Annotated in this window: 14 protein-coding genes; 11 read left to right on the top strand and 3 right to left on the bottom strand. The window is 59.0% G+C overall.

Features of this window, described 5'->3' with window-relative positions:
- The first annotated feature begins 69 nt into the window (after positions 1-69).
- The 5 genes from BLR44_RS16940 (at position 70) to BLR44_RS16960 (ending at position 9,914) form a co-directional block, all read left to right on the top strand.
- Positions 70-1,020 (top strand): FecR family protein, encoded by a 951-nt coding sequence (locus BLR44_RS16940; RefSeq protein WP_089684121.1) that lies wholly within the window; start codon positions 70-72, stop codon positions 1,018-1,020.
- An 88-nt stretch (positions 1,021-1,108) separates the two neighbouring features.
- On the top strand, positions 1,109-4,495 hold the full coding sequence (locus BLR44_RS16945) for a SusC/RagA family TonB-linked outer membrane protein (protein WP_176956085.1): 3,387 nt from the start codon (positions 1,109-1,111) through the stop codon (positions 4,493-4,495).
- Positions 4,496-4,507: 12 nt separating this feature from the next.
- A complete protein-coding gene (locus BLR44_RS16950) occupies positions 4,508-5,962 on the top strand; it encodes a RagB/SusD family nutrient uptake outer membrane protein (RefSeq protein WP_089684125.1) in 1,455 nt (484 codons plus the stop codon).
- Between the two features lie 64 nt (positions 5,963-6,026).
- Positions 6,027-8,897, top strand: a complete 2,871-nt coding sequence (locus tag BLR44_RS16955; RefSeq protein ID WP_089684127.1) for a glycosyl hydrolase — start codon at positions 6,027-6,029, stop codon at positions 8,895-8,897.
- Positions 8,898-9,047: 150 nt separating this feature from the next.
- Positions 9,048-9,914 carry a DUF58 domain-containing protein gene (locus tag BLR44_RS16960; RefSeq protein ID WP_089684129.1) on the top strand — a complete coding sequence of 289 codons (867 nt, stop codon included), beginning with the start codon at positions 9,048-9,050 and terminating at the stop codon, positions 9,912-9,914.
- 82 nt (positions 9,915-9,996) lie between these two features.
- Here BLR44_RS16960 and BLR44_RS16965 read toward each other — a convergent pair whose 3' ends face one another.
- Positions 9,997-10,407 (bottom strand): hypothetical protein, encoded by a 411-nt coding sequence (locus tag BLR44_RS16965; protein ID WP_089684131.1) that lies wholly within the window; start codon positions 10,405-10,407, stop codon positions 9,997-9,999.
- Between the two features lie 425 nt (positions 10,408-10,832).
- Here BLR44_RS16965 and BLR44_RS16970 point away from each other — a divergent pair, with 425 nt between their 5' ends.
- From BLR44_RS16970 to BLR44_RS16995, 6 genes are all read left to right on the top strand, one after another.
- Positions 10,833-12,017 carry a BatA domain-containing protein gene (locus tag BLR44_RS16970; RefSeq protein WP_089684133.1) on the top strand — a complete coding sequence of 395 codons (1,185 nt, stop codon included), beginning with the start codon at positions 10,833-10,835 and terminating at the stop codon, positions 12,015-12,017.
- A complete protein-coding gene (locus BLR44_RS16975; RefSeq protein WP_089684135.1) occupies positions 12,014-14,293 on the top strand; it encodes a hypothetical protein in 2,280 nt (759 codons plus the stop codon). Before BLR44_RS16970 ends, BLR44_RS16975 begins: the two co-directional genes overlap by 4 nt.
- Positions 14,290-16,122, top strand: a complete 1,833-nt coding sequence (locus BLR44_RS16980; RefSeq protein WP_143017344.1) for a hypothetical protein — start codon at positions 14,290-14,292, stop codon at positions 16,120-16,122. Before BLR44_RS16975 ends, BLR44_RS16980 begins: the two co-directional genes overlap by 4 nt.
- A 60-nt stretch (positions 16,123-16,182) precedes the next feature.
- The gene (locus tag BLR44_RS16985; RefSeq protein WP_089684139.1) at positions 16,183-16,518 is read left to right on the top strand and encodes a hypothetical protein; all 336 of its coding nucleotides are present in this window, start codon (positions 16,183-16,185) and stop codon (positions 16,516-16,518) included.
- Between the two features lie 81 nt (positions 16,519-16,599).
- Positions 16,600-17,679: a magnesium/cobalt transporter CorA gene (gene corA, locus BLR44_RS16990; protein WP_089684141.1), complete on the top strand. Its 1,080-nt coding sequence runs from the start codon at positions 16,600-16,602 to the stop codon at positions 17,677-17,679.
- A gap of 84 nt (positions 17,680-17,763) precedes the next feature.
- The gene (locus BLR44_RS16995) at positions 17,764-18,807 is read left to right on the top strand and encodes a dipeptide epimerase (protein ID WP_089684143.1); all 1,044 of its coding nucleotides are present in this window, start codon (positions 17,764-17,766) and stop codon (positions 18,805-18,807) included.
- Position 18,808: 1 nt separating this feature from the next.
- Here BLR44_RS16995 and BLR44_RS17000 read toward each other — a convergent pair whose 3' ends face one another.
- The gene (locus tag BLR44_RS17000; protein WP_218127107.1) at positions 18,809-19,294 is read right to left on the bottom strand and encodes a GNAT family N-acetyltransferase; all 486 of its coding nucleotides are present in this window, start codon (positions 19,292-19,294) and stop codon (positions 18,809-18,811) included.
- Between the two features lie 9 nt (positions 19,295-19,303).
- Complete coding sequence (locus tag BLR44_RS17005; protein ID WP_143017345.1) at positions 19,304-20,326, bottom strand: hypothetical protein; 1,023 nt, start codon at positions 20,324-20,326, stop codon at positions 19,304-19,306.
- Positions 20,327-20,609: the final 283 nt, after the last annotated feature.

Genomic DNA, 20,609 nt, shown 5'->3' on the forward strand with positions numbered 1-20,609 from the left:
ATTTTTTTTCTGAAAAGCTGGGTAAAAAAGAAGATCCCCGTATCCCTTCTCTGAAAGCCTATTGCACAGATGAAAGCCGACCGCTCTTCTTCCCGCCGTTCTCTATTTTGGGACTTCCGCCCTAAACGCCGGAAAGAAGAACGCACGAATGATCCGCTGGCCGGCTTACGGTTTCAGGAAGCGCTGCCCTCCGACCGGGAGGTTTCGGACGCGGAAATCGACCGGCAGGTCGCCCGGCTGCAAACGAAACTTCGGCAACGCCGTGATCAGACGGCCCGGTCGCACTCGCTGAGGCCCTGGCTGCCCCGCGTGGCCGCCGTACTGGCAGGCATCATGGTGGTGGGCAGCGCGCTTTTCTGGCTCCTGCACGCCCAAACCGTGCGCGTCGAAACGGCTTTTGGCGAAACGAAAGTATTCTGGTTGCCCGACAGTTCCCGGGTTACTCTGAATGCCCACTCTTCGCTGACCTACACGGCCGATTGGGAAGAAGGCACCACGCGGGAAGTGCACCTGGAAGGCGAAGCGTTCTTTTCTGTGCGGAAGCAACAAACTGCCACAGGACGGGTAAAATTTGTCGTGCATACCGAAGACGTCCACGTCGAAGTACTGGGCACGGAATTCAACGTCCGGCAGCGTCGTGACCAGACCCAGGTGATGCTGGAAGAAGGGTCGGTCCGGTTGCGCGTGAAGGAACACCCGCACGAGATTCTGATGCAGCCCGGCGATCTGGTGGAGGTGCTGCCGCGCACCCATGAAGTCCAGCAGCGCATCGTGAATCCGGAACGCTATTCGTCGTGGAAACAACATCAGTGGATTTTAAACAATACATCGCTTCAGGAAATTGCCGGGCGGATTGAAGAGTTGTACGGCCTGCCGGTCCGACTACCCGATTCGGCCACGGCTCACCTGCAACTGACCGGCACCTTTCCGACCGGAGAACTGACGAAACTCCTGGACGTTCTTTCGGCCTCCACCGGCTTGCAGGTCGAACAACAGAAAGACCAGATTCTGCTGCATTAGCGGCAAACTCCTTTTTATCTCAAACACCCCTACCATGAAGTACGCACTACCGTGTTTCACAAGAGAGGTCTGTGCCTTGCTCATGCTTATGAGCACTGCCCTTCCCCTCCACGCTCAGTCGCTCGTGATGGCCAATGCCCATCCGCCCACCACGTCACCGCTTGCACAGCCCGATGCGCGATCGTTACGGGACGAATTGCAGGTGCTAGAGCGACGATTTAACATCACATTCACTTACGTGTCCGACTTGTTGGAAGGGCGAAAAGTTCAAGTACACCCCCGTGAGTCAAACAACGTGGAGGTAATCCTGAAAGAACTTCTGCAGGAAACCGGCCTGAGCTACCGCAAGGTAGACGAACATTATTACGTCATTGTGCGGCAGACGCAGCCCTCGACGCCACACCGGTATCCACATCCGCAGCGGCAGTCGTTCGAAGAACAGTTGAACCTGCAGCAACGTCCGCCTGCGTTTGCTCTGCCGGTCCTGCACCGACCGGAAGCGCGGGTCAGTGGTCGGGTAGTCGATGCCTCGGGCGAAGGCGTTCCGGGCGTCAACATCTTGGAGAAAGGCACCAGCAACGGCACCATCTCGGACGTAGAAGGCAACTTTACGTTAAACGTGGCGGAAAACGCCGTACTGGTCTTCAGTGCCGTCGGGTACCTGGCGCAGGAGGTTGCCGTCGGCCAGCAATCGGTAATTTCCGTTACGCTGGAGGACGATGTAAAAGCCCTGGACGAGGTCGTCATCGTCGGGTATGGAAACCAGGAGCGCCGGAACGTTACGGGTGCCATTGCTACGGTGAAAACAGCCGCTATCAAAGACCTTCCTCTGACCAGCGCCGACCAGAAACTCTCCGGACAGGTGGCCGGGGTGCAGGTGAAACAAGCCACGGGCGCGCCCGGCGGCGGAGTCGTGATTCGTGTGCGGGGCTCGGGTTCCATCGGGGCGGGCGATGATCCGCTTTACGTCATCGACGGATTTCCGGTCACCAACAACTACAGCCAGTTTTCCAATCCACTCAGCACCCTCAATCCGGACGACATCGAATCGATTACCGTGCTGAAAGATGCCTCGTCGACGGCCATCTACGGCTCGCGGGGCTCGAACGGGGTCATCCTCATTACGACCAAGAAAGCAAAAGCGGGGATCTCGTCCATCGAGTTTTCCTCGTACGTCGGGCTGCAACAAATTCCCGACCGCAACAAGATCAAGATGATGAACGCCCAACAGTTTGCCCAATGGCGTGTAGAGCACCGCCAAGACATGGCGGCCTACCAGGGTGTACCCTTCGACCCGAGCACCGTTCCGGCCGAATACCAGAATCCCGCCAGCCTGGGGGCCGGCACCAACTGGTTCGAAGAAATGACGCGCGTGGCGCCCATGCAGAACTACAACCTGACGCTGACCAACGGCACTGAAAAATGGCGCACGCTGGTCTCAGCCGGGTACTTCAACCAACAAGGCACCGTACTGAACTCTTCGTTCGAGCGGTACTCGCTCCGGGTCAACTTCGAGGGCCATCCGCACGAACGCGTCACGGTAGGCGTCAACATGAACCCTTCGTACACGCTGCGGAAAATTGCCAATACGGAAGGACACTTTAACAGTGCGCTCCTGACACAAGGGTTGCTCAACAGTCCCCTGCCGCCGGTGTACCAGCCTGACGGAAGCTTTACGCCCACGATTACGTCGACCGATGTATTCGCCAACTCTAACCCCGTCAACGCGCTGGTCAATACAGTCAACAACCAGAATTCACTACGCATTTTGTCGAACATTTACGCGGACGTTGAAATCCTTACCGGGCTGCATCTGAAGTCGACCTTCAATGTCGACCTGAATGCCGATCGCTCCAATTATTTCCTACCTTCCTACGTCGGGTCGTTCCGCAGCCCACCGCCCCAACTGGCCACCGGCAACGTAGGATCTTCTCAGCGCCTCAACTGGCTGAACGAAAACACGCTGTCGTACGACCGGACGTTCGGCAAGCACGAACTGAGCGCGCTGGTGGGCTACACCATTCAGAACGAGCGGATGGAGTCGAACACGACCTCGGGCACGGGCTACCCGAACGACGTGGTGCAGACCATCAACGCCGCCAATCAGGTAACGGCGACGGCCGATGTGCAGGCGTGGCGCCTCCTCTCTTATCTGGGTCGGGTCAACTATTCGTTTCAGAGCAAGTACATCCTGACCGCTGCCATTCGGAGCGATGGCTCTTCCCGCTTCGGCCCGAACAACCGCTGGGCGGCGTTCCCTTCCATCGGGGCGGGCTGGACCCTCTCGCAGGAAAGCTTCTTTCCGACCAACCCCTGGGTTGGCGACCTGAAGCTACGGGCAAGCTATGGGCTGGCCGGCAACAACTCGATCGGGAATTACACCTACATTCCGGGCATCGTGAGCGACAATTACGTGCTGGGCGGCGGGCTGGCCAACGGCTTTTACCTCAACTCTCTCTCGAACGCCAACCTGGGTTGGGAAAGCTCCAAGCAACTGGACATCGGGCTGGATGTCAGCTTCTTCAACAACCGCGTCTCGCTGGTGGGCGAATACTACCGCCGCTACACCCAGAGCATGCTGCAACAGATCAGCATTCCGTCTTCGTCGGGCTATAGCAGCATCATTTCCAACATTGGGAACGTGCTGAACCGGGGCGTAGAAATCACCATCAGCTCGCGCAACACGCCCGAACGGGCGGTCAAATGGGATACCGACTTCAACATTGCCTTTAACCGCAACACCGTCCTCGACCTGGGCGACCGCGAGCAGATCATTTCCGGCGACGTAAGCACCAACATTTCGACTGTGGGTAACCCCATGGGCATGTTCTATGGCTACCAGTTCGAAGGCATTTTCATGAACCAGCAGGAGCTGGACAATTCGCCGCACCAGTCGGGGCAGATTGTCGGGACGGTCAAGTACCGCGACGTGAACGGCGACGGCACCATCTCGACCCTCGACCGTACGCAAATCGGCAATCCGTACCCGAAGTTCACCTTCGGGCTGACCAACCGGGTCACGTTTAAAAACTGGGACCTGTCGGTTCTGGCCAACGGTTCGTACGGGGCGCAGATCATGGACCTCTACAAACGCTTTACAACCAACCTGGACGGCGTATTTAATGTGGAAGCGGAAGTGATGGACCGCTACCGTTCGCCAGAACAACCGGGCAATGGTTTGCTGCCGACGACAGTGGCCAGCACGGCCCTGGCACGGGAAGTCAATTCACTTTGGGTGAAAGATGCTTCTTACGTATCAGTACGCAACGTGACGCTGGGCTACACCCTCACGACCAAGGCGATCAGCAGCATCCGGGCTTACCTGAGTGTACAAAACGCGCTGATGTTTTCGCCCTACCACGGCGGCTGGCCCGAAGTGAGTTACAACGGCAGCAACTCCCTCGCTCCCGGCGTCAACTACACCAGCTACCCGGTGGCGCGCACGTATACAATCGGTGTCAACCTACGTTTCTAACCCCTACCCGCCATGAAAAAACTTACTTATATTCTTCTGTTTACTGCGGCCGGACTCTGCTGGCAGTGCGGCAACGACTACCTCGACATTGAGCCGGAGACGTACCAGTCGGGCAACAACTTCTTCCAGACGCCCGAGCAATTCAATCAGGCCCTTAATGCTGCATACGAGCCCCTGCAGGGAATTTACAACAATCAGTTCTGGGCGCTGGCCGAGATGCGTTCGGACAATACGTCGTACCAGTACAATACCGGCGACCGCTCCGGCTTTGCGCTGGAAGAGATCGACACGTTCCGAGAGCTGCCCGACAATACCTACCTCGGTTCATTCTTTTCGGCCAGTTACGAGGCCATCTCGCGCTGCAACGTGATCATCGGACGTATAGCCGACGCGCCGGTCGACGACGCTACCCGCCAACAGGTGTTGGGTGAGGCGCATTTCCTGCGTGCCTTTTACTACTTCAACCTGGTGCGTGTGTTCGGTGAAGTCCCTCTGGTGTTGGCAGAGGTCCAAAGCGTAGCTGAATCGTTCAACACGGCTGAGCGCCGGTCGGTTGCTGAGGTTTACGCCGCCATTGTACAAGATGCGATGCAGGCTAGGGATAATTTGCCCCTCAGCTACAACGCAGCCAACCTAGGACGTGCAACGCAAGGGACTGCCCGATGCCTGCTGGCGGAAGTGTACGTGACGCAACAGCAGTTCAGCAATGCGGTCACCGAGTTGCAGGCGCTGGTAGCCTCAAACCAGTATCAACTGTATGCCTCTTATGCCGATAACTTCTCCGTTGCCATGAAAAACGGCGTCGAATCGATCTTCGAAGTGCAGTACATGGAAGGCCCCAACGGCGAATACAGCGGCTTTATCTACACGTTTGCCCCTTACAACTCGGGCGATGCCGTCGCCGGGTTTGCGGTAGCCAGTGGCGCATTTGCCGGGTGGAACATCCCGACGCAGGACCTGCTCGATTCGTACGAAGAAGGCGACCTGCGCAAAGAAGCTTCCGTCGGCTTTTACACCGATTCGGCCAGTGGTGACGTAATTCCCTACGTGAAAAAGTACCAGAGCTCCCACGCCGTACGATACCAGACGGGTAACAATTTTCCGATCTACCGCTATAGCGATGCGTTGCTGATGCTGGCCGAAGCGCTAAACGAAGTGGGCTTTCAACAAGGCGGCGAAGCCTTCAATCTCATCAATCAGGTACGTAACCGCGCCGGGTTGCCCGATGTGGTCGCCGACTCACAGGAATCCTTCCGGGCGGCCGTGGCGCACGAGCGTCGGATCGAACTGGCCTTTGAAGACCACCGCTGGTTCGATCTGCTTCGCACCGGACAGGCTGTCCCCGTGATGGAAGCGCATGCGCAGGAAGAGAAGGCGCTGAAGTCGTACCTGGTGCCGTCGGCCTATGCGCAAATCCGGCTACTCTATCCCTACCCGCAACGCGAAACCCAACTGACCGGCCAGTAGCCTAAGCTAGACGCTGCCGCCCTGTTTTAGTAGTCCCTATATGTTTCACCGTACCGTTTGCTGCATGCCCCTTCGCCTTTGTTTACTTCAGCTTCTCCTTATTATTGCTTTCCGGCCGCTGCAAGCCCAGCCCATCACGGAGGGAGCCTTGTCGGAAAGCACCTTTACACTCCCCCCCGATCAATACGGCATCCGTTGCTGGTGGTGGTGGCTGAACGGAAACGTCACGAAGGAGGTCATCACGCGCGACCTGGAGGCGATCAAGGCCAAGGGGTTTAGCGGCGCCTGCATCTTCGACGCGGGTGGGGCCGAACAGCGGGGCAACGCGCAAGTTCCGGAAGGACCGATGTTCGGGTCTCCGGCGTGGCAGGCACTTTACCTCCATGCTGTGCAGGAAGCCAATCGGCTGGGGTTGGTGCTGAGCATGAGCATCCAGAGCGGCTGGAACCTGGGCGGCCCCGACGTTACGCCCGCCGAAGCTGCCAAGCAACTCACGTGGTCGGAAGTGACGGTCAAAGGACCGATGCGGTACAAAGCGGTATTGCACGGGCCACCGAGCAAGGATGAGTATTACCGCGACATCACGGTGATGGCCTTTCCTAAACCCGCGGCGCATGTGCCCATTCAGCATTTGCCGGCCAAAGCGGGCATCGTAGAGCTGGGTGGGTCCGCACCGGATACCCGTTTTTTACTGACGGATACGGTGGTGGCGGGAGAAGAGGCGGCGGTACAGCCTGCGCAGATCGTGAACCTGACGGACCGGATGGATGCACAAGGCCGCCTGGAATGGAAAGTACCGAAGGGAGAATGGACCATCATGCGGTTTGGCTATACGCCCACCGGCGCGGAAGTATCGACCTCCAGCGGGCAATGGCAGGGACGGGTGCTCGATCCGCTTTCTGCCGACAAGTTCAACCGATATTGGAATACGCACGTGGAGCCGCTACTCAAACTCATCGGGCCGATGGCAGGCAAAACCCTCAAGTACCTGCAAACCGACAGCTGGGAAGCGGGCGGCTGCAATTGGACCGAAACCTTCGCCCAGGAGTTTGAAAAACGGCGGGGCTATTCCCTGTGGCCCTACCTGCCGGTGGTGGCGGGACAACTGGTCGAGAACCGGGACGTAAGCAACCGGTTTCTGGCCGACTTGCGCAAAACCATCAGCGACTGCGTAGCCGAAAACCATTACGCCGTTTTTGCCGAGCGTGCCCGGCAGTACGGCATCGGTTTGCAACCCGAATCGGCCGGACCGCATGCCGGGCCGTTCGACGGCCTGAAGAATTACGGCTACAGCGAAATCATGATGAGTGAGTTCTGGGCACCGTCGCCACACCGCCCGCTTCCGCACAACCGCTTTTTTGTGAAGCAGGCAGCCAGTGCCGCACACATTTACGACAAGAAGTTGGTGGGAGCCGAATCGTTCACGACCATCGGTCCGCACTGGAACGATGTGATTTGGAAAGACATGAAATCCAGTGCCGACCACGAATTTTGCGCAGGACTGAACCTCGTTTTTCTGCATACGTTCACGGCCTCGCCTAAAGCGATGGGACTCCCTGGACAAGAATACTTTGCGGGTACCCACTTCAACCCGAACGTGACGTGGTGGAACTACGCCGACGGCTTCATCAAGTACCTAAAACGGTGCCAGTACCTGTTGCAGGAAGGCAAATCGACGGCCGATGTGCTGTACTATTACGGCGACCATGTCCCGAACATCGCCCGTCAGAAGGCCGACGATCCGGCCCAGGCCCTGCCCGAGTTCGATTACGATGTTATCAACGAAGACCGGCTCCTGGACCTTGACGTAGAAAACGGCCGCGTTGTCCTCCCCCAGGTGCTTTCGTACCGCCTCCTCGTGTTGCCTGACCACCGGGTCCTCTCGCTGGCGGCCCTGCGGAAAGTGGCCGAACTGGTCGAGGCCGGCGCGACGGTTCTGGGCCCCAAACCCCGCTCGACCGCCAGCCTGGTGGATTACCCCGAAAGTGTCACCGAGTTGCAAACACTGGCCGACCGCCTGTGGGGTACGGGCGAATCGGCGAAGGGCGAACAGAAAACAGGGAAAGGACGCGTGGTCTGGGGCAAAACCGCCCGGGAGGTTCTGCTGGCCGAAGGGGTGAAGCCCGATGCCGTGCTGAAGGGCACCGCCGGGCAGGTCTTCGACTATTTTCACAAGACCTGGAACGGCGACGACTATTATTTCGTGAGCAACCAGACCCCCGAAACCGTCCAACTTATGGCCACGTTTCGCGTCAGCGAACGTCAGCCTGAACTCTGGGATGCCACCACCGGAACCCACCGCCCGGCCCGGGCCTTTCGAGAAAAAGGCGGCCAGACGACGCTGCCGTTGACGATGCCCCCTTACGGTTCGGTATTCGTAGTATTCCGCCAGTCCATTCCGTCCCCAGAACAGGGAACGGCTCCCGCCAATTATCCTTCGTATGCGCCCGTCAGTACACTGTCGGGACCGTGGGAAGTGACGTTCGACCCGAAATGGGTCGCCGGAGATGCACCAACTTCCGTCACGTTCGATTCGCTGGTTTCCTGGACGACTCTGCCGCAGGAGGGCCTCCGGTACTACTCCGGCGTGGCGACGTATCGGAAAAAGTTTGATGCCCCCGCTGCTTCCGACTCGCTCTACCTGGACTTGGGAGACGTGAAAGATGTCGGCGTGGCGCGTGTGCGGCTCAATGGCGAAGACCTCGGGCTGGTGTGGGCTCCGCCGTTCCGGGTGCCGGTACCTCCTCTGAAAAAGCAAGGCAATCAACTGGAAATTGAAGTGGTCAACACCTGGCGAAATCGTTTAATCGGCGACAGCAAAAAACCTAAAGATCAACAACTTACTAACACAAACATCACCGTTACCCCCGCCTGGAAGCTGGAACCCTCCGGGCTGCTTGGCCCCGTTCGGCTGATACGCGCGTCGCTGCCTTAACCACCCCTCGGCCGAGACGCACTTTGTGCCGGTGAGTATCCTCCTTCCGTCAGAATCGGAAATATTTTGCAGACCAGTGACAGGGCGGCTGCCGGTTGTCTCTGCTGAGGCGGGAGAACTGGTCAAAAACCTGTACGTTTATGCGTGTCTATGCTCGATCCCCATCTTCTCCAATCCATCGAAGGGCTGGAACTGCTGGCCCGCTCCGAAGTGGAAGGCTTTCTGGCAGGCGCCAACCGAAGTCCGCGCAGCGGGACGGGCGCAGAATTCCGGCAGTACCGCACCTACCAGCCAGGCGATGACCTGCGGCAACTCGACTGGAAAATGTACGCCCGCTCGGATCGGTACTACATCAAAGAATCGGAGGTAGAAACGAACCTGACGGTGCAGTTCGTGCTGGATACGAGTGCCTCCATGCGCCACCGGGACGGCGCACTCAGCAAGCTCGACTATGCCCGGGCGCTGGTTGCCTCCCTGGGGTACCTGGCTCGGAAACAGGGCGATGCGCTCGGCCTGCACGCGCTGAACGACCGTCGCGTCCACCACCTGACGCCTCGCACGTCTCCTCGCTTTTTTCACCACTTTCTCCACGAACTCACCCAACTGGAAGCCGAAGGGCGCTGGCCCTCGGGCGAAACGCTTAACGCGGCGCGGCGTTCGAAAGAACTGGTGATTGTACTGAGTGATATGTACGAACAGGAAGGCGAAATCAGTCGGTTTCTGGCCGAACGGAGTGCGCTGCGCCAGGAAGTGCTTCTGTTTCATCTCCTGGGGAAAAACGAACTCACCCTCGAGTATGAAGGTGCCACTACGTTCGAAGACCTGGAAACCGGTGCATTTGTGGAAGTGGATCCCGCGCAGGCCCGGGCGGCCTATGTACGCCAACTGGAGGCTTACCTGGAGGCGTTGCGCAAAGACCTGCTGGAGAAGCGTATCGGCTACGCACGTTTTCTGATCAACGAGCCGCTGGCCGAAGCCCTCAGCACGTTTCTGAAGCTCCGAAAAAGAATGGGGTGAAAGAAGGTGTTGCTTCTTTCACCCCTCGCTTACTCAACCTTACTTTACCTCAACCTATTCTTTACAGCCAATAGTCTGTTGGTCAGTCGTTTAACCATAACAAACAGTCTGTCGGCGTGTGAAATGTCTTAAACTCAATCAAGCCTACTTTCGATTCCGTGTCGTGGTTGACCTCTTCTACCGTAGCCTGGGCAAAAATGTCGGCCGATACCAGAATCGCAATTTTGCGCAGGCCTGCTTCGCCCATCGCCGGGAACACCTCATCGACCAAGTACTTCTGCACTTCGGGCGAGAGTTCCCGCAACTCCGTTTGGTCGCTCAGGTGGTTGATCAGTCGGTGCTGCCGGATGTATTCGATCAGTACGTCGCACCCCTGCCGGACATCGTCAAGCTGCAGATACCCCTTCCAGACAGCTATAATGATTTGATTCTCGGCATCAAACGCTATCTCTACGTACTTTTCACTGAAAATGACAGGGCCATTGCGCACCATAATACACAGGAGTTTTTCCGATTGTGCAGGTTCAAAAGTAGCGGGAATTTTAAAAGAAATCCGGCACAAGTCCGGGGTTTTACTACACGTGTTTGTGTCACATCTACACTACCACCCAAACAACTCACACACAGAAACTTACCCAATATAACCTTATAATTTAGATGCATTGACCTATCTTCATATGTAAAAGCTACTTTGAGGGTAAATCGCACTCGGTCCCGCTTTTCTCCGGAAGCGCTTGCCGGTCATCAGCGCGCCTGGGTTTCTCGTCACTTTTGGAGCGGAGCGAGCGCCCGTGCTGGCAAGGTGCCGTGTATTGTTGTAAGTTTAAGGTTTAGACCAGATCCGGTCATTTGCTCAGCCTAATCTTACGTCCCACCCGTTCGAACTGAGCACGTTAGCATTTGTAGACTGCACTTTTTATGTTGTCACCTGCATATCTCTGGGCGTTGTGGGCACTGTTGATTCCGCTGGCGATTCACCTCTGGAACCGGCGCGAAGGTCGTCGCATTCAGGTGGGGAGCATCCGGTGGCTGGAAGCCTCGACGAGCCGCAAGAAAAGCTCGCTCCGCTTGCACCAATGGCCCCTACTCCTCACGCGCCTTCTGTTGCTCACGCTGGTCGTGCTGGTACTGGTGGAATTGCGGCAGGCAAACGCCCCCGCGCCCCCGGCACCTCGTCCTCTGGCGCTGATCGACTCAGCACTGTGGCGGCAACCCCTCATCCAACGACGGCTCGACTCCCTACAGGACAGCTATTGGGACGTTCGTGTGATGGCGCCGCTGCATCTGTGGCACGAACTGGAAGGGCTGGCCTACGCGAATCCGCGGCCGGAACGGGTCACGGTCTACCACCGGGGGCAACTGCGGGAGTTTGGCGGAACGCGCCCGTCCCTGCCATTTCCCGTCGCGTGGATCACGTTACCCGACTCCGGCGAGGGGACTTTTGTTGCGGCCGCGCAACCGGTGGGCCGCGATAGTGTCCTTGTCCTACGCGCTGAAAGCACGGAAGCGGGCACGCGCTTGCAACGGCAACGCCTGTCCGCCGCGGCGTATCGCGACGAAGTTCCCCTACATCCTACCGATACATTGCGGGTGCGGCTGCAGGCCACCTCGGCGGCGGCAGAGATACGCCTCTACGTGGAAGCGGCGTTGCGGGCCGCGAGTCAGTACCAGGCGTGGCCAATGGCGCTGGACACTACGGGTACGCCAGACTGGACGGTGCTGCTGGGCAACACGTCCCTCCCCGACGCTCCGGCCGGCCAGCTTGTCCGGATTCGTCGCGCACCGGGTCCGCTGAGGCATATCCAGACTGTGGAACAGCACCATGTGGTGCATGTCCTGCAAGGCAAGCTGGATGACCCGAACGTGTCGCGCTTGCCCGAGCGGCTGCTGGAATTACTTTTCGTGCCGGTGTCGACCGACGAGCGACTGGCGACCCACGACCGCCGGGCGATTGCGCCGACCCAACGGGAAGTACGCCTTGGAAAAGCGCCGGTACAAACACGACAAACCGCTTCGACCGGACCGCAGGCACCGCCGCTCTGGCTGGCCGGTCTGCTTCTCCTCATTTTTGGATTTGAACGATGGCTGGCGACCCGTACATGAACGCAACGACACGCCTCACTCGCTTTCGCAACCAGTGGCGCGCCTACCAGATGGGCGAAGTAGGCCTCTACGCGCTGGGGCTGGCCGGGCTGCTTCTTACCATTATTATGCAGTTGATGGGCTGGAGCCTTTCCTGGTTTTGGGTGCTTCCGCTGACGGCGCTGCTGTTTGTGATCGGCCTAATCATCCGTCGGGGGCTTCGCCTTTCGCCACACGAGATTGCGCGTTACCTGAATCAACGTTACCCCACCCTGGAATCGTCAGCGGAACTGCTGCTGCAACCCGACGAGCACCTGCCCCTGTTGGCGCGTCTGCAACGGGAGCGGGTTGCTACGCGCCTGTCTACCTTGGAGCACGACTTGCGGCCGCCCCACCGGCTGGGGCGCGCGGGTGGCGTGTTTGCCTTGCTCGTCGGGCTGGCACTGGCAGTGTGGTTCCTCGTCCCGTTGCTGCGCTCCGCTCAGGACACCCCGCCTTCGGCTACGTCCGGCACCGCTTCCGTTTTGTCGCCACCGACACCGGCTGTCGTGCTGCCTCCCGAACTGGATTCGCTGCAGGTCGTGGTGACGCCCCCCGCTTATACCGGCCAACGGCCGTATGTTGCCCGCCAGTTGCACGTGCAGGCCCCGGAAGGCTCGCGCATCGCTGTGCAGGCGATCTTCACCGCGCCGGTAACGCAGGCGCAGGTGATTTTGTCCGGACGCGACACGCTCCTACTCACCACACAAGACTCAGTTCGGTTTCAGACCCGCTTTTCACTCCAGGAAAATGGGTTTTACCAACTGTGTTTTCAGACCAACGCGCCCACGAGCACCTGCACAGACTTTTATCGACTGGAAGCCCAGCCCGACCAACCACCCGAGGTGACGCTGGCCGACGTGCCCGCCTGGCAGCAACTGGACTTCGAGGCGCTGACGCCCCTTTCCGTCACTGCCCAGGTACAGGACGATTACGGTCTGAAGGACGCGTACCTGATTGCCACGGTTAGCAAAGGCTCGGGGGAGTCGGTCAAATTTCGGGAAGAAAAACTCCCGTTTCAGGAAGCGGTACGCGGGCGGCAACAGCGTCTTCACCGTACGCTGGACCTCCGGCAACTGGGCATGGCCCCCGGCGATGAACTGTATTTCTACGCCGAAGTATGGGACAACCGCGCGCCACAACCGCAAAAGAGCCGTACGGAAACATATTTCGTCGTGATCCGTGACACAACGACCCAGACCATTTCGGTGGAGGGTGGGGTCGCCGTCGACCTGATGCCTGCCTATTTCCGCAGCCAGCGCCAGCTCATCATCGACACCGAAAAACTGATCAAAGAAAAGCCGCGCCTCTCGTCCGAGGCGTTTCAGACCCGCAGCAACGACCTGGCCCACGATCAGAAGGTATTGCGCCTGCGCTACGGGCAATTTATGGGCGAGGAATTCGAAAGTTCGCTGGAGGGCGGTGGCCCCGGCGAAGGGCACGAACACGCCGGCGAGGCGTCACCTGATCCGACCCAAGCGGCCGCAGAAGAATTCGGGCACGTACACGACAACGAAGATGCACAAGACCGGGGCGTGTTGGAAACCCACAACCCTGCCGGAGGCGCCACCACGACCCTGAACAACGGCGCGGAAGTGCCGGAAGACCTGGTACACGCCCACGATTCGGAAGAGGAAGCCACGTTCATTTTCGATGCTACCAAAACCAAGCTACGGCGGGCGTTGTCGCTGATGTGGACCTCGGAACTGCACCTCCGTTTGAACGAACCCCGACAGGCCCTGCCGGTCGAGTACGAAATTCTGGAATTGTTGAAGGACATTCAGCAGCAAAATCGGATTTACGTGGAGCGCGTGGGCTTCGAGCCACCGCCCATCAAAGAAGCGGAGAAACGCCTCACCGGCGAACTGGACGAAGTCGCGAGTCGCCAGCGTACCGAAACACTCACCCAGCCTCCCGCGTCACCGCACCTGCGCCGGTCGGTTGCGCTTCTGGAAACCCTGAAGCTGCGCCCTCCCACCGAAGCGGAGCAACAGGTATTGCAAGCGGCCGGCGGCGAACTGGCGGAACTTTTGCGCGAGCGCCCCGACGCCGCCCGCTTCCTGCCGGCTTTGCAGACGCTGAAAGCACTCAGCGAAGGCAACCGGTTGCCGCGGCCGGAACTTGGCGTATTGCAACAAGCTCTGGCCACCGCATTGCCCAATACTGCCCAATCTCCCACCGCACGCCCAACCGCACAAAACAAGATTAACACACTGTATATAAGAGAGTTACAACGTTTGACTTCGCCCAACGAATGATCACCTTTCCACTTGCTCCGACGTCAGGTTGGATCGTTACAGGCGTAGCGACCTTGGTGTTGGCGTTTGCGTGCTGGCGGGAAATCCGGCGGCCCAACCGGCACAGGTTGGCGGGGCGTCTCCTCGCGGTACTGGGTGCGCTCACGGCCCTCCTGGCACTTCTGTTACGTCCCGCGCTCCCACAACCGCGTACGCCATTCGATGCGATTCTGGTGACGCCGCACGCGTCCCCGGGTGTGGTGGACAGTCTCCGGCAGGCGCATCCCCGGATCGCGGTGTTTGCGCTGGACACCTTTCCCGGAGCGACACTCCTTCCTCACCTGAGGTACCTGGTACAACAGGCGCCGCACGTCAAGCACCTGTACGTGGTCGGCGATGGACTGACGGCGGAAGATCGTACTACAGCCGACTCGCTGGAGACGACCTTCCTTCTCAATCCCCTCCCCTCAGGACTGGTCCGGCTCGCGCTGCCCGAGGCCGTACATCAGGGCGATACGCTGTGGATAGAGGGGGCTTTTCACCATCCCGATACGACCTCGACTGCCCTGCTCCTCGCCGGGCCGGAAGGGCAACTGGATTCGCTTTCGCTGACGGCACCCGGTGTGGCCGAAGTTGCGTTGCGTACGGTTGTGCAAAATCCGGGGGCGTTTCTCTACACCCTGATGACCCACGATGCCACCGGACAAGCCGATACGCTGGGCCAGGTGCCCGTACAGGTACTCCCCCGGCAACCGCTGCGCATCGTGATTCTGAACGATTTTCCGCAGTTTGAGACCCGCTACCTGAAAGCGTGGCTGGCGCAGGACGGGCATCAGGTGGCGGTGCGGACGCGCATTTCGCGGGACCGTTTTCAGCGGGAGTTTCTGAACCGGCCACAGGTGGCATTGACTTCGCTCTCCGACGCGCTTTTGGCCGAAACCGATCTGGTGATGTTGGATGGCGCTTCGCTGCAAGCGCTGTCCGGGGCCGACCGCACTCGTCTGCGACGCGCCGTGCAGGAAGACGGATTGGGCGTGTGGGTGACGATGGACGATGCCGCCCAGCGCCGACGCTGGCCCCTGGATGCATTTACCTTAACCCGTACCCGCGCCGAGACCTATACACCGGCCCAGACGACCGCGCTGCCGCGCCTCCCCTACGCTGTCAGCACTGACCTGGGCACGTACCCTCTGCTCCCGGAAAGCGCTTCGCAGGCGGTGGCCGCTTACCGCTATGAGGGCTTGGGCAAGGTGGGCGTATCGTTGCTGACACAGACCTATCCGTTGCTGCTGGAAGGCCATACGGAAGCGTATCGTATGCTTCACACCCGATGGGTGCAGGCGCTGGCCAAATCGCCGGAGGCACGGCCGCAGTGGGACCCCGCCTGGGCGTTTGTGGACCAGCCCGTGGCCCTGACGCTCCGCCAGGCCCTCTCCGATACGGTGCCGGTGGGACGCTTTTCTCGCCACGATGCAGAGTCGACGCCGTTTTATCTGGCACAGGACCCCTACCTGCCCGACCACTGGCACGGAACCCTCTGGCCCATCATGGCCGGCTGGCACCAGTTGGCCCTCGCTGGCGATACCCTTTCGCAGCCGTGTTACGTGTTTCCGGCTTCGGCCTGGTCGTCGCTGCAACGTGCTCAGCGCATTCGCTCCAACGAGCGGTACACCGTGCAACGGCAACCGGCACCGCCCCGTCCGGTGGTGTACCAGCCTGAGCCCATCGCTCCGATCTGGCCCTTTCTGGTCCTGTTGGGTTGCCTTACGTTCCTCTGGCTGGAGCCGAAGCTTACGGCACCGGCACGTACCCCTGCGGCACGCGCCACACAAGCGCACGCAAACGCCTGAGGGGCTATCGTGCCTCGATTTTTCTTCTTTGCGGAAACGGGTAATGGCTAATTTGCTGCCATGGAATTAACCAAGAAAGATCAGATACAACTGGTGCTGGGGGCGTTGCCGCTGTTGTTGGCGGGGCCAGACCTTATCGCCAACGGGAACCTCGCCGTCGGGGTGGCTTCGCTGTCGCTGGGCATTCTGAACCTCCTCGCCATTCCGATGTACGCGCGGTTCAAACGCCATACCCATACCTGGCTGAACCTGGGCAACTCGCTGGTGGCGTTTCTGACCGCATACAGCTATTATACTGACGACAAAGAAGGCCTGCCGTACGTGTGGGTGGTGGCCGGACTGCTCTACCTGTTTGCCGCCTACAAGTCCTACAGCAAAACGCAGACGCCTTCCTGAACGCGCGGCAACCGCTTTTTATTTCCGGTTTCGGCTTCTGCCTGCCTGCCGGGTAAGCCCTACGTCCCGTACCTTTGTCTGATGGAAGAAGCGTCGCTCAAAAAGACCGTTCGTAAAACCGGAGAATCGCCGGGCACCCTCACGTACGTCGGCCGCAGCAAGCTGAAAGACGTGCTGCTCACCTTCACCGAATACGGCGAAGAATCCCTGCTGACCAAAACGTGGAAGACCCGCAAGGACTTTATTCGTTTTAACCAACGCACCGAACACGCCCCGATCAGCTGGCTGAACGTCGACGGCGTGCACAAACCCGAAGTGGTGGCGTCGGTCGGCAACACCTTCCACCTCCACCCGCTGTTGCAGGAAGACGTGGTGGATACGGAACAAAAACCGAAGATCGATTATTACGACGATACCATTTTCGTGGTGATGAAGATGGCGCAGTTCAACCGCGAGAAGAGCCGCCTCTATTTTGAGCACGTCAGCATGGTGTTGGGCCCCGGCTACGTCCTGTCCTTTCAGGAAGAGCGCGACGTCGACATTTTCGAGCCCATCCGCACCCGACTGCAAAACGCCTCGGGCCAGTTGCGCCGTTCCGGTCCTGATTTTTTGTTTTATGCCCTGATCGACACGATCGTCGACCATTACTTCGCCGTGCTGGAGCAACTGGGCGACCGCATTGAACAACTGGAGCTGAACATCATCGAAGAAACCGACGAAAAGGCCACCCACGAACTTTATTCACTAAAACGGGAGATGATTCTGCTGCGGCGGTCGGTCTGGCCCGTTCGCGAAATCCTCAGCAAACTGCAACGCGGCAGCAACACACTGCTCACCCCCGAACTGCAGCCCTTCCTGCGCGACGTTTACGATCACACCATCCAGATCATCGAAACCATCGAGACGTACCGCGACATCCTTTCGGGCCTGCTCGACGTCTACCTGTCGATCACGTCCAACCGGATGAACCAGATCATGAAGGTCCTGACGATCATCTCCACGATTTTCATCCCCCTCACGTTCATTGCCGGCATCTACGGCATGAACTTCGACCATATGCCCGAGTTGCACGAACGCTGGGCCTATCCGGCGGTCTGGGGCGTGATGATTGCCATCTCCGTAGCACTCCTGATCTTTTTCCAGAAAAAGCGTTGGCTATGAGCCAGTTATACAATTACAATTCCACCATCAAAACAAGCTAACGCTTCCCTTGTCCACGCAAGCGATCCTCTGTTCCCTGACTGCATGATTCAACTTCGGTTTCACCCCTTTCGCCTGGCTCTGCTCGAGCCGTTCACCGTTTCGTACGGCACCCGTACCCACCAGGAAACGCTGATCGTAGCGCTGCACGACGGCCAGCACAGTGGGTTCGGCGAAGCCCCGGCCATCTTCTATTACGGCGTGACGGTACAGCAATTTCAGGATGCCCTGGAACAACACCGCGACGCCATCGAAGCCTGGAATCCGGCCGACACCACTCCCGAAGCGTTTTGGGAAACGATGGCCCCCCGGCTGGCTACCATGCCTTTTGCGCTGTGCGCGTTGGATTGCGCCGCGCACGACCTCTACGGCAAGCGACTCGGCCAGTCGCTGTACCAGCGGTGGGGATATACGCTCGATACGCTGCCGCTGTCGGACTACACGCTCGGCATCGACGAAATTCCGGTGATGGTCCGGAAGATGCGCGATTTTCCGTGGCCGGTCTACAAAATCAAACTCGGCACACCCGACGACATTGCCATGGTCCGCGAACTCCGTCGCCATACGCAGGTGCCCCTGCGGGTGGACGCCAACGCCGGCTGGCAACCCGACCAGGCTCTGCGCAACATCCGGGCGTTTCAGGAACTGAACGTGGAGCTGATCGAACAGCCCCTGCCGCCCGCCGACCTGGAAGGCGCGCGCTGGTTGTTCGAACGCTCGCCGATTCCGCTGATGGCCGACGAAAGCTGCCAGCGCGAAGCCGACGTGGCTACCTGTGCCCACCACTTTCACGGTATCAATATCAAGCTGGCGAAATGCGGGGGCCTAACGCCCGCCCGCCGCATGGTTGCCCAGGCCCGGCAGTTGGGGTTGCAAGTGATGGTCGGCTGCATGACCGAATCGACCGTAGGGATTTCGGCGGCGGCGCAACTGTTGCCCGTCCTCGATTTTGCCGACCTGGATACGCCCATGCTTCTGCGCACCGATGTGGCTTCCGGAGTCCGGTTTGAGCAGGGAAAAGTGGTTTACGCTCAGGAAAACGGGACGGGTGTGCGCATGCTGCCGACTACGGAAGCAGAACGTCTGTGACCTACAGAAAACGGTGCATGATGTACACGTCGACCAGACCCAGCGTGCGGTGCTGAAATGCCTGGGGCACCGTCCCCACAATCTGAAATCCTAACGCTTGCCAGAGGCGAACGGCGCGTTCGTTTGTGCTCACGACAAAGTTGAACTGAAGCGCTTTAAATCCCTGTTGCTTCGCTTCTTGCAGCGAGTGTTCGCCCATGGCTCGCCCGACACCCCGGCGGTTGCCGTCCGGATCGACCATGTAGCCGGCGTTGGCAACGTGCGCTCCCAGGCCGGGTTGGTTGGCTTTGAAAAAGTACGTTCCCACTACCCGCTCGTCTTCTAATGCTACGTAGGTATGCAGCCCCGGTCCCATCCAGAGGCATTGTGCTTCTTCGCGGGAGGTATCCGGTGCAAAAGCGTACGTAGTTCCTTCGCCGACCACCCGGTAGAAGATGGGCCAGATGGCGGCAAAGTCGGCGGTTTCCGCCCTGCGGATTGTCAACATATCGTGTAGTTAAGATCTTGGTGAGGCAGACTGCCACCACTGCATCACGTTTTGTGGATCGTCGGCCCAAAACGCTATCAGGCTTACGGTTTTCCGCAAACCGTAGGGACCTTCCACCGGCCGGGGTGTGCGCAGTCGCAGTTGCACGTTGGGCGTGCCGAAAAGTTCGGTCGACAGATGATCGGGGGCTTGGGGAGGAACGTCCTGCACCAGCGTCAGGTCCAGGATTTCGTCACGCGCAATAACGGCCTGCCACCGGAGGCCTACCCGCAATTGCAACGCCTCGGCGGTCAGCAAGGTGGGGCGTTTGACCAAAGCGACAAAGTCGCCTATCAGAAACAGCAGCGAGTAAAGGCTGATGAGCGTCAGCACCCAGGCGGCGGTAGGATACCAATGCGCCACGAGCAGATGAATCAGCCCTGTTTCCAGAAGTCCCAGGAATACAAACACGCCCCAGAGTCCGGCATAGCCGTTTTCGCGGTAGGCCGTGAGGAGCTGCTGCCCCGGTTTCGCCTCCGCCGACAGACGCCAGCCCAACAGGGTGTAGTACAGGACCGCCATTTCGCCCACCAGGAGGTAGACGACCTTCTGTGGCAGAGAAGTAGTCTCGCAAATGGCCCGCCGCGCATGGGTCAGAAAATCCGACTGATGCCGCTGCAATTGCCGGTAGCGTAGTATAATCTTCCGCAGGTGAAGCATTCCCCAGCCGATCACAGCCACTTCGACCAGCCCCATGCCCTGTTTCATCCAGGTCAGATACGTCCGATGCGCAGGGGGAAGAATCCCGTGCGCCAGCACAATCGTCAGCACCGTCACCCCGACCAACGAGAGCGGCGTTAGACGCGATTTGCGAATCACCAATACATAAAACAGCGCCGGAATGCCGACACACAGATCGACCGTCATGGCAAACGACATCAGGTCGGGATGCGCCAGAAAAGGCGCAGATGACGCCAGCCAGTAACTGTAGCCCAGAACAGCGCAGGCTAGCGTCAGAAAGAGTACGAGTGCAGGGCGGAACGGGAGCGTCATCGCGATGAACAATTTGGCGGGTTGACGATTGTAAAGGTAGTCGATTCGCGCCTTAGCCGCACGTAGACCCTATGCGTGAGCCGACGGAAAGATGCCTGAGAAGAACGGGCCTATCCTGAAAACCAACGTTTGCCATTTTTATAAAACGATTGTCGCGTATCTTTGCGGCCGAATTATCGCGTAAAGCCATGATCGAGACCGATATTTGCATTGTAGGCGCTGGCCCGGTGGGGCTGTTCGCCGTCTTTGAGGCGGGCCTGTTGAAAATGCGCTGCCACCTGAT

The sequence above is a fragment of the Catalinimonas alkaloidigena genome, assembly GCF_900100765.1.
In the GTDB taxonomy this organism is placed as follows: Bacteria; Bacteroidota; Bacteroidia; order Cytophagales; family Flexibacteraceae; genus Mooreia; species Mooreia alkaloidigena.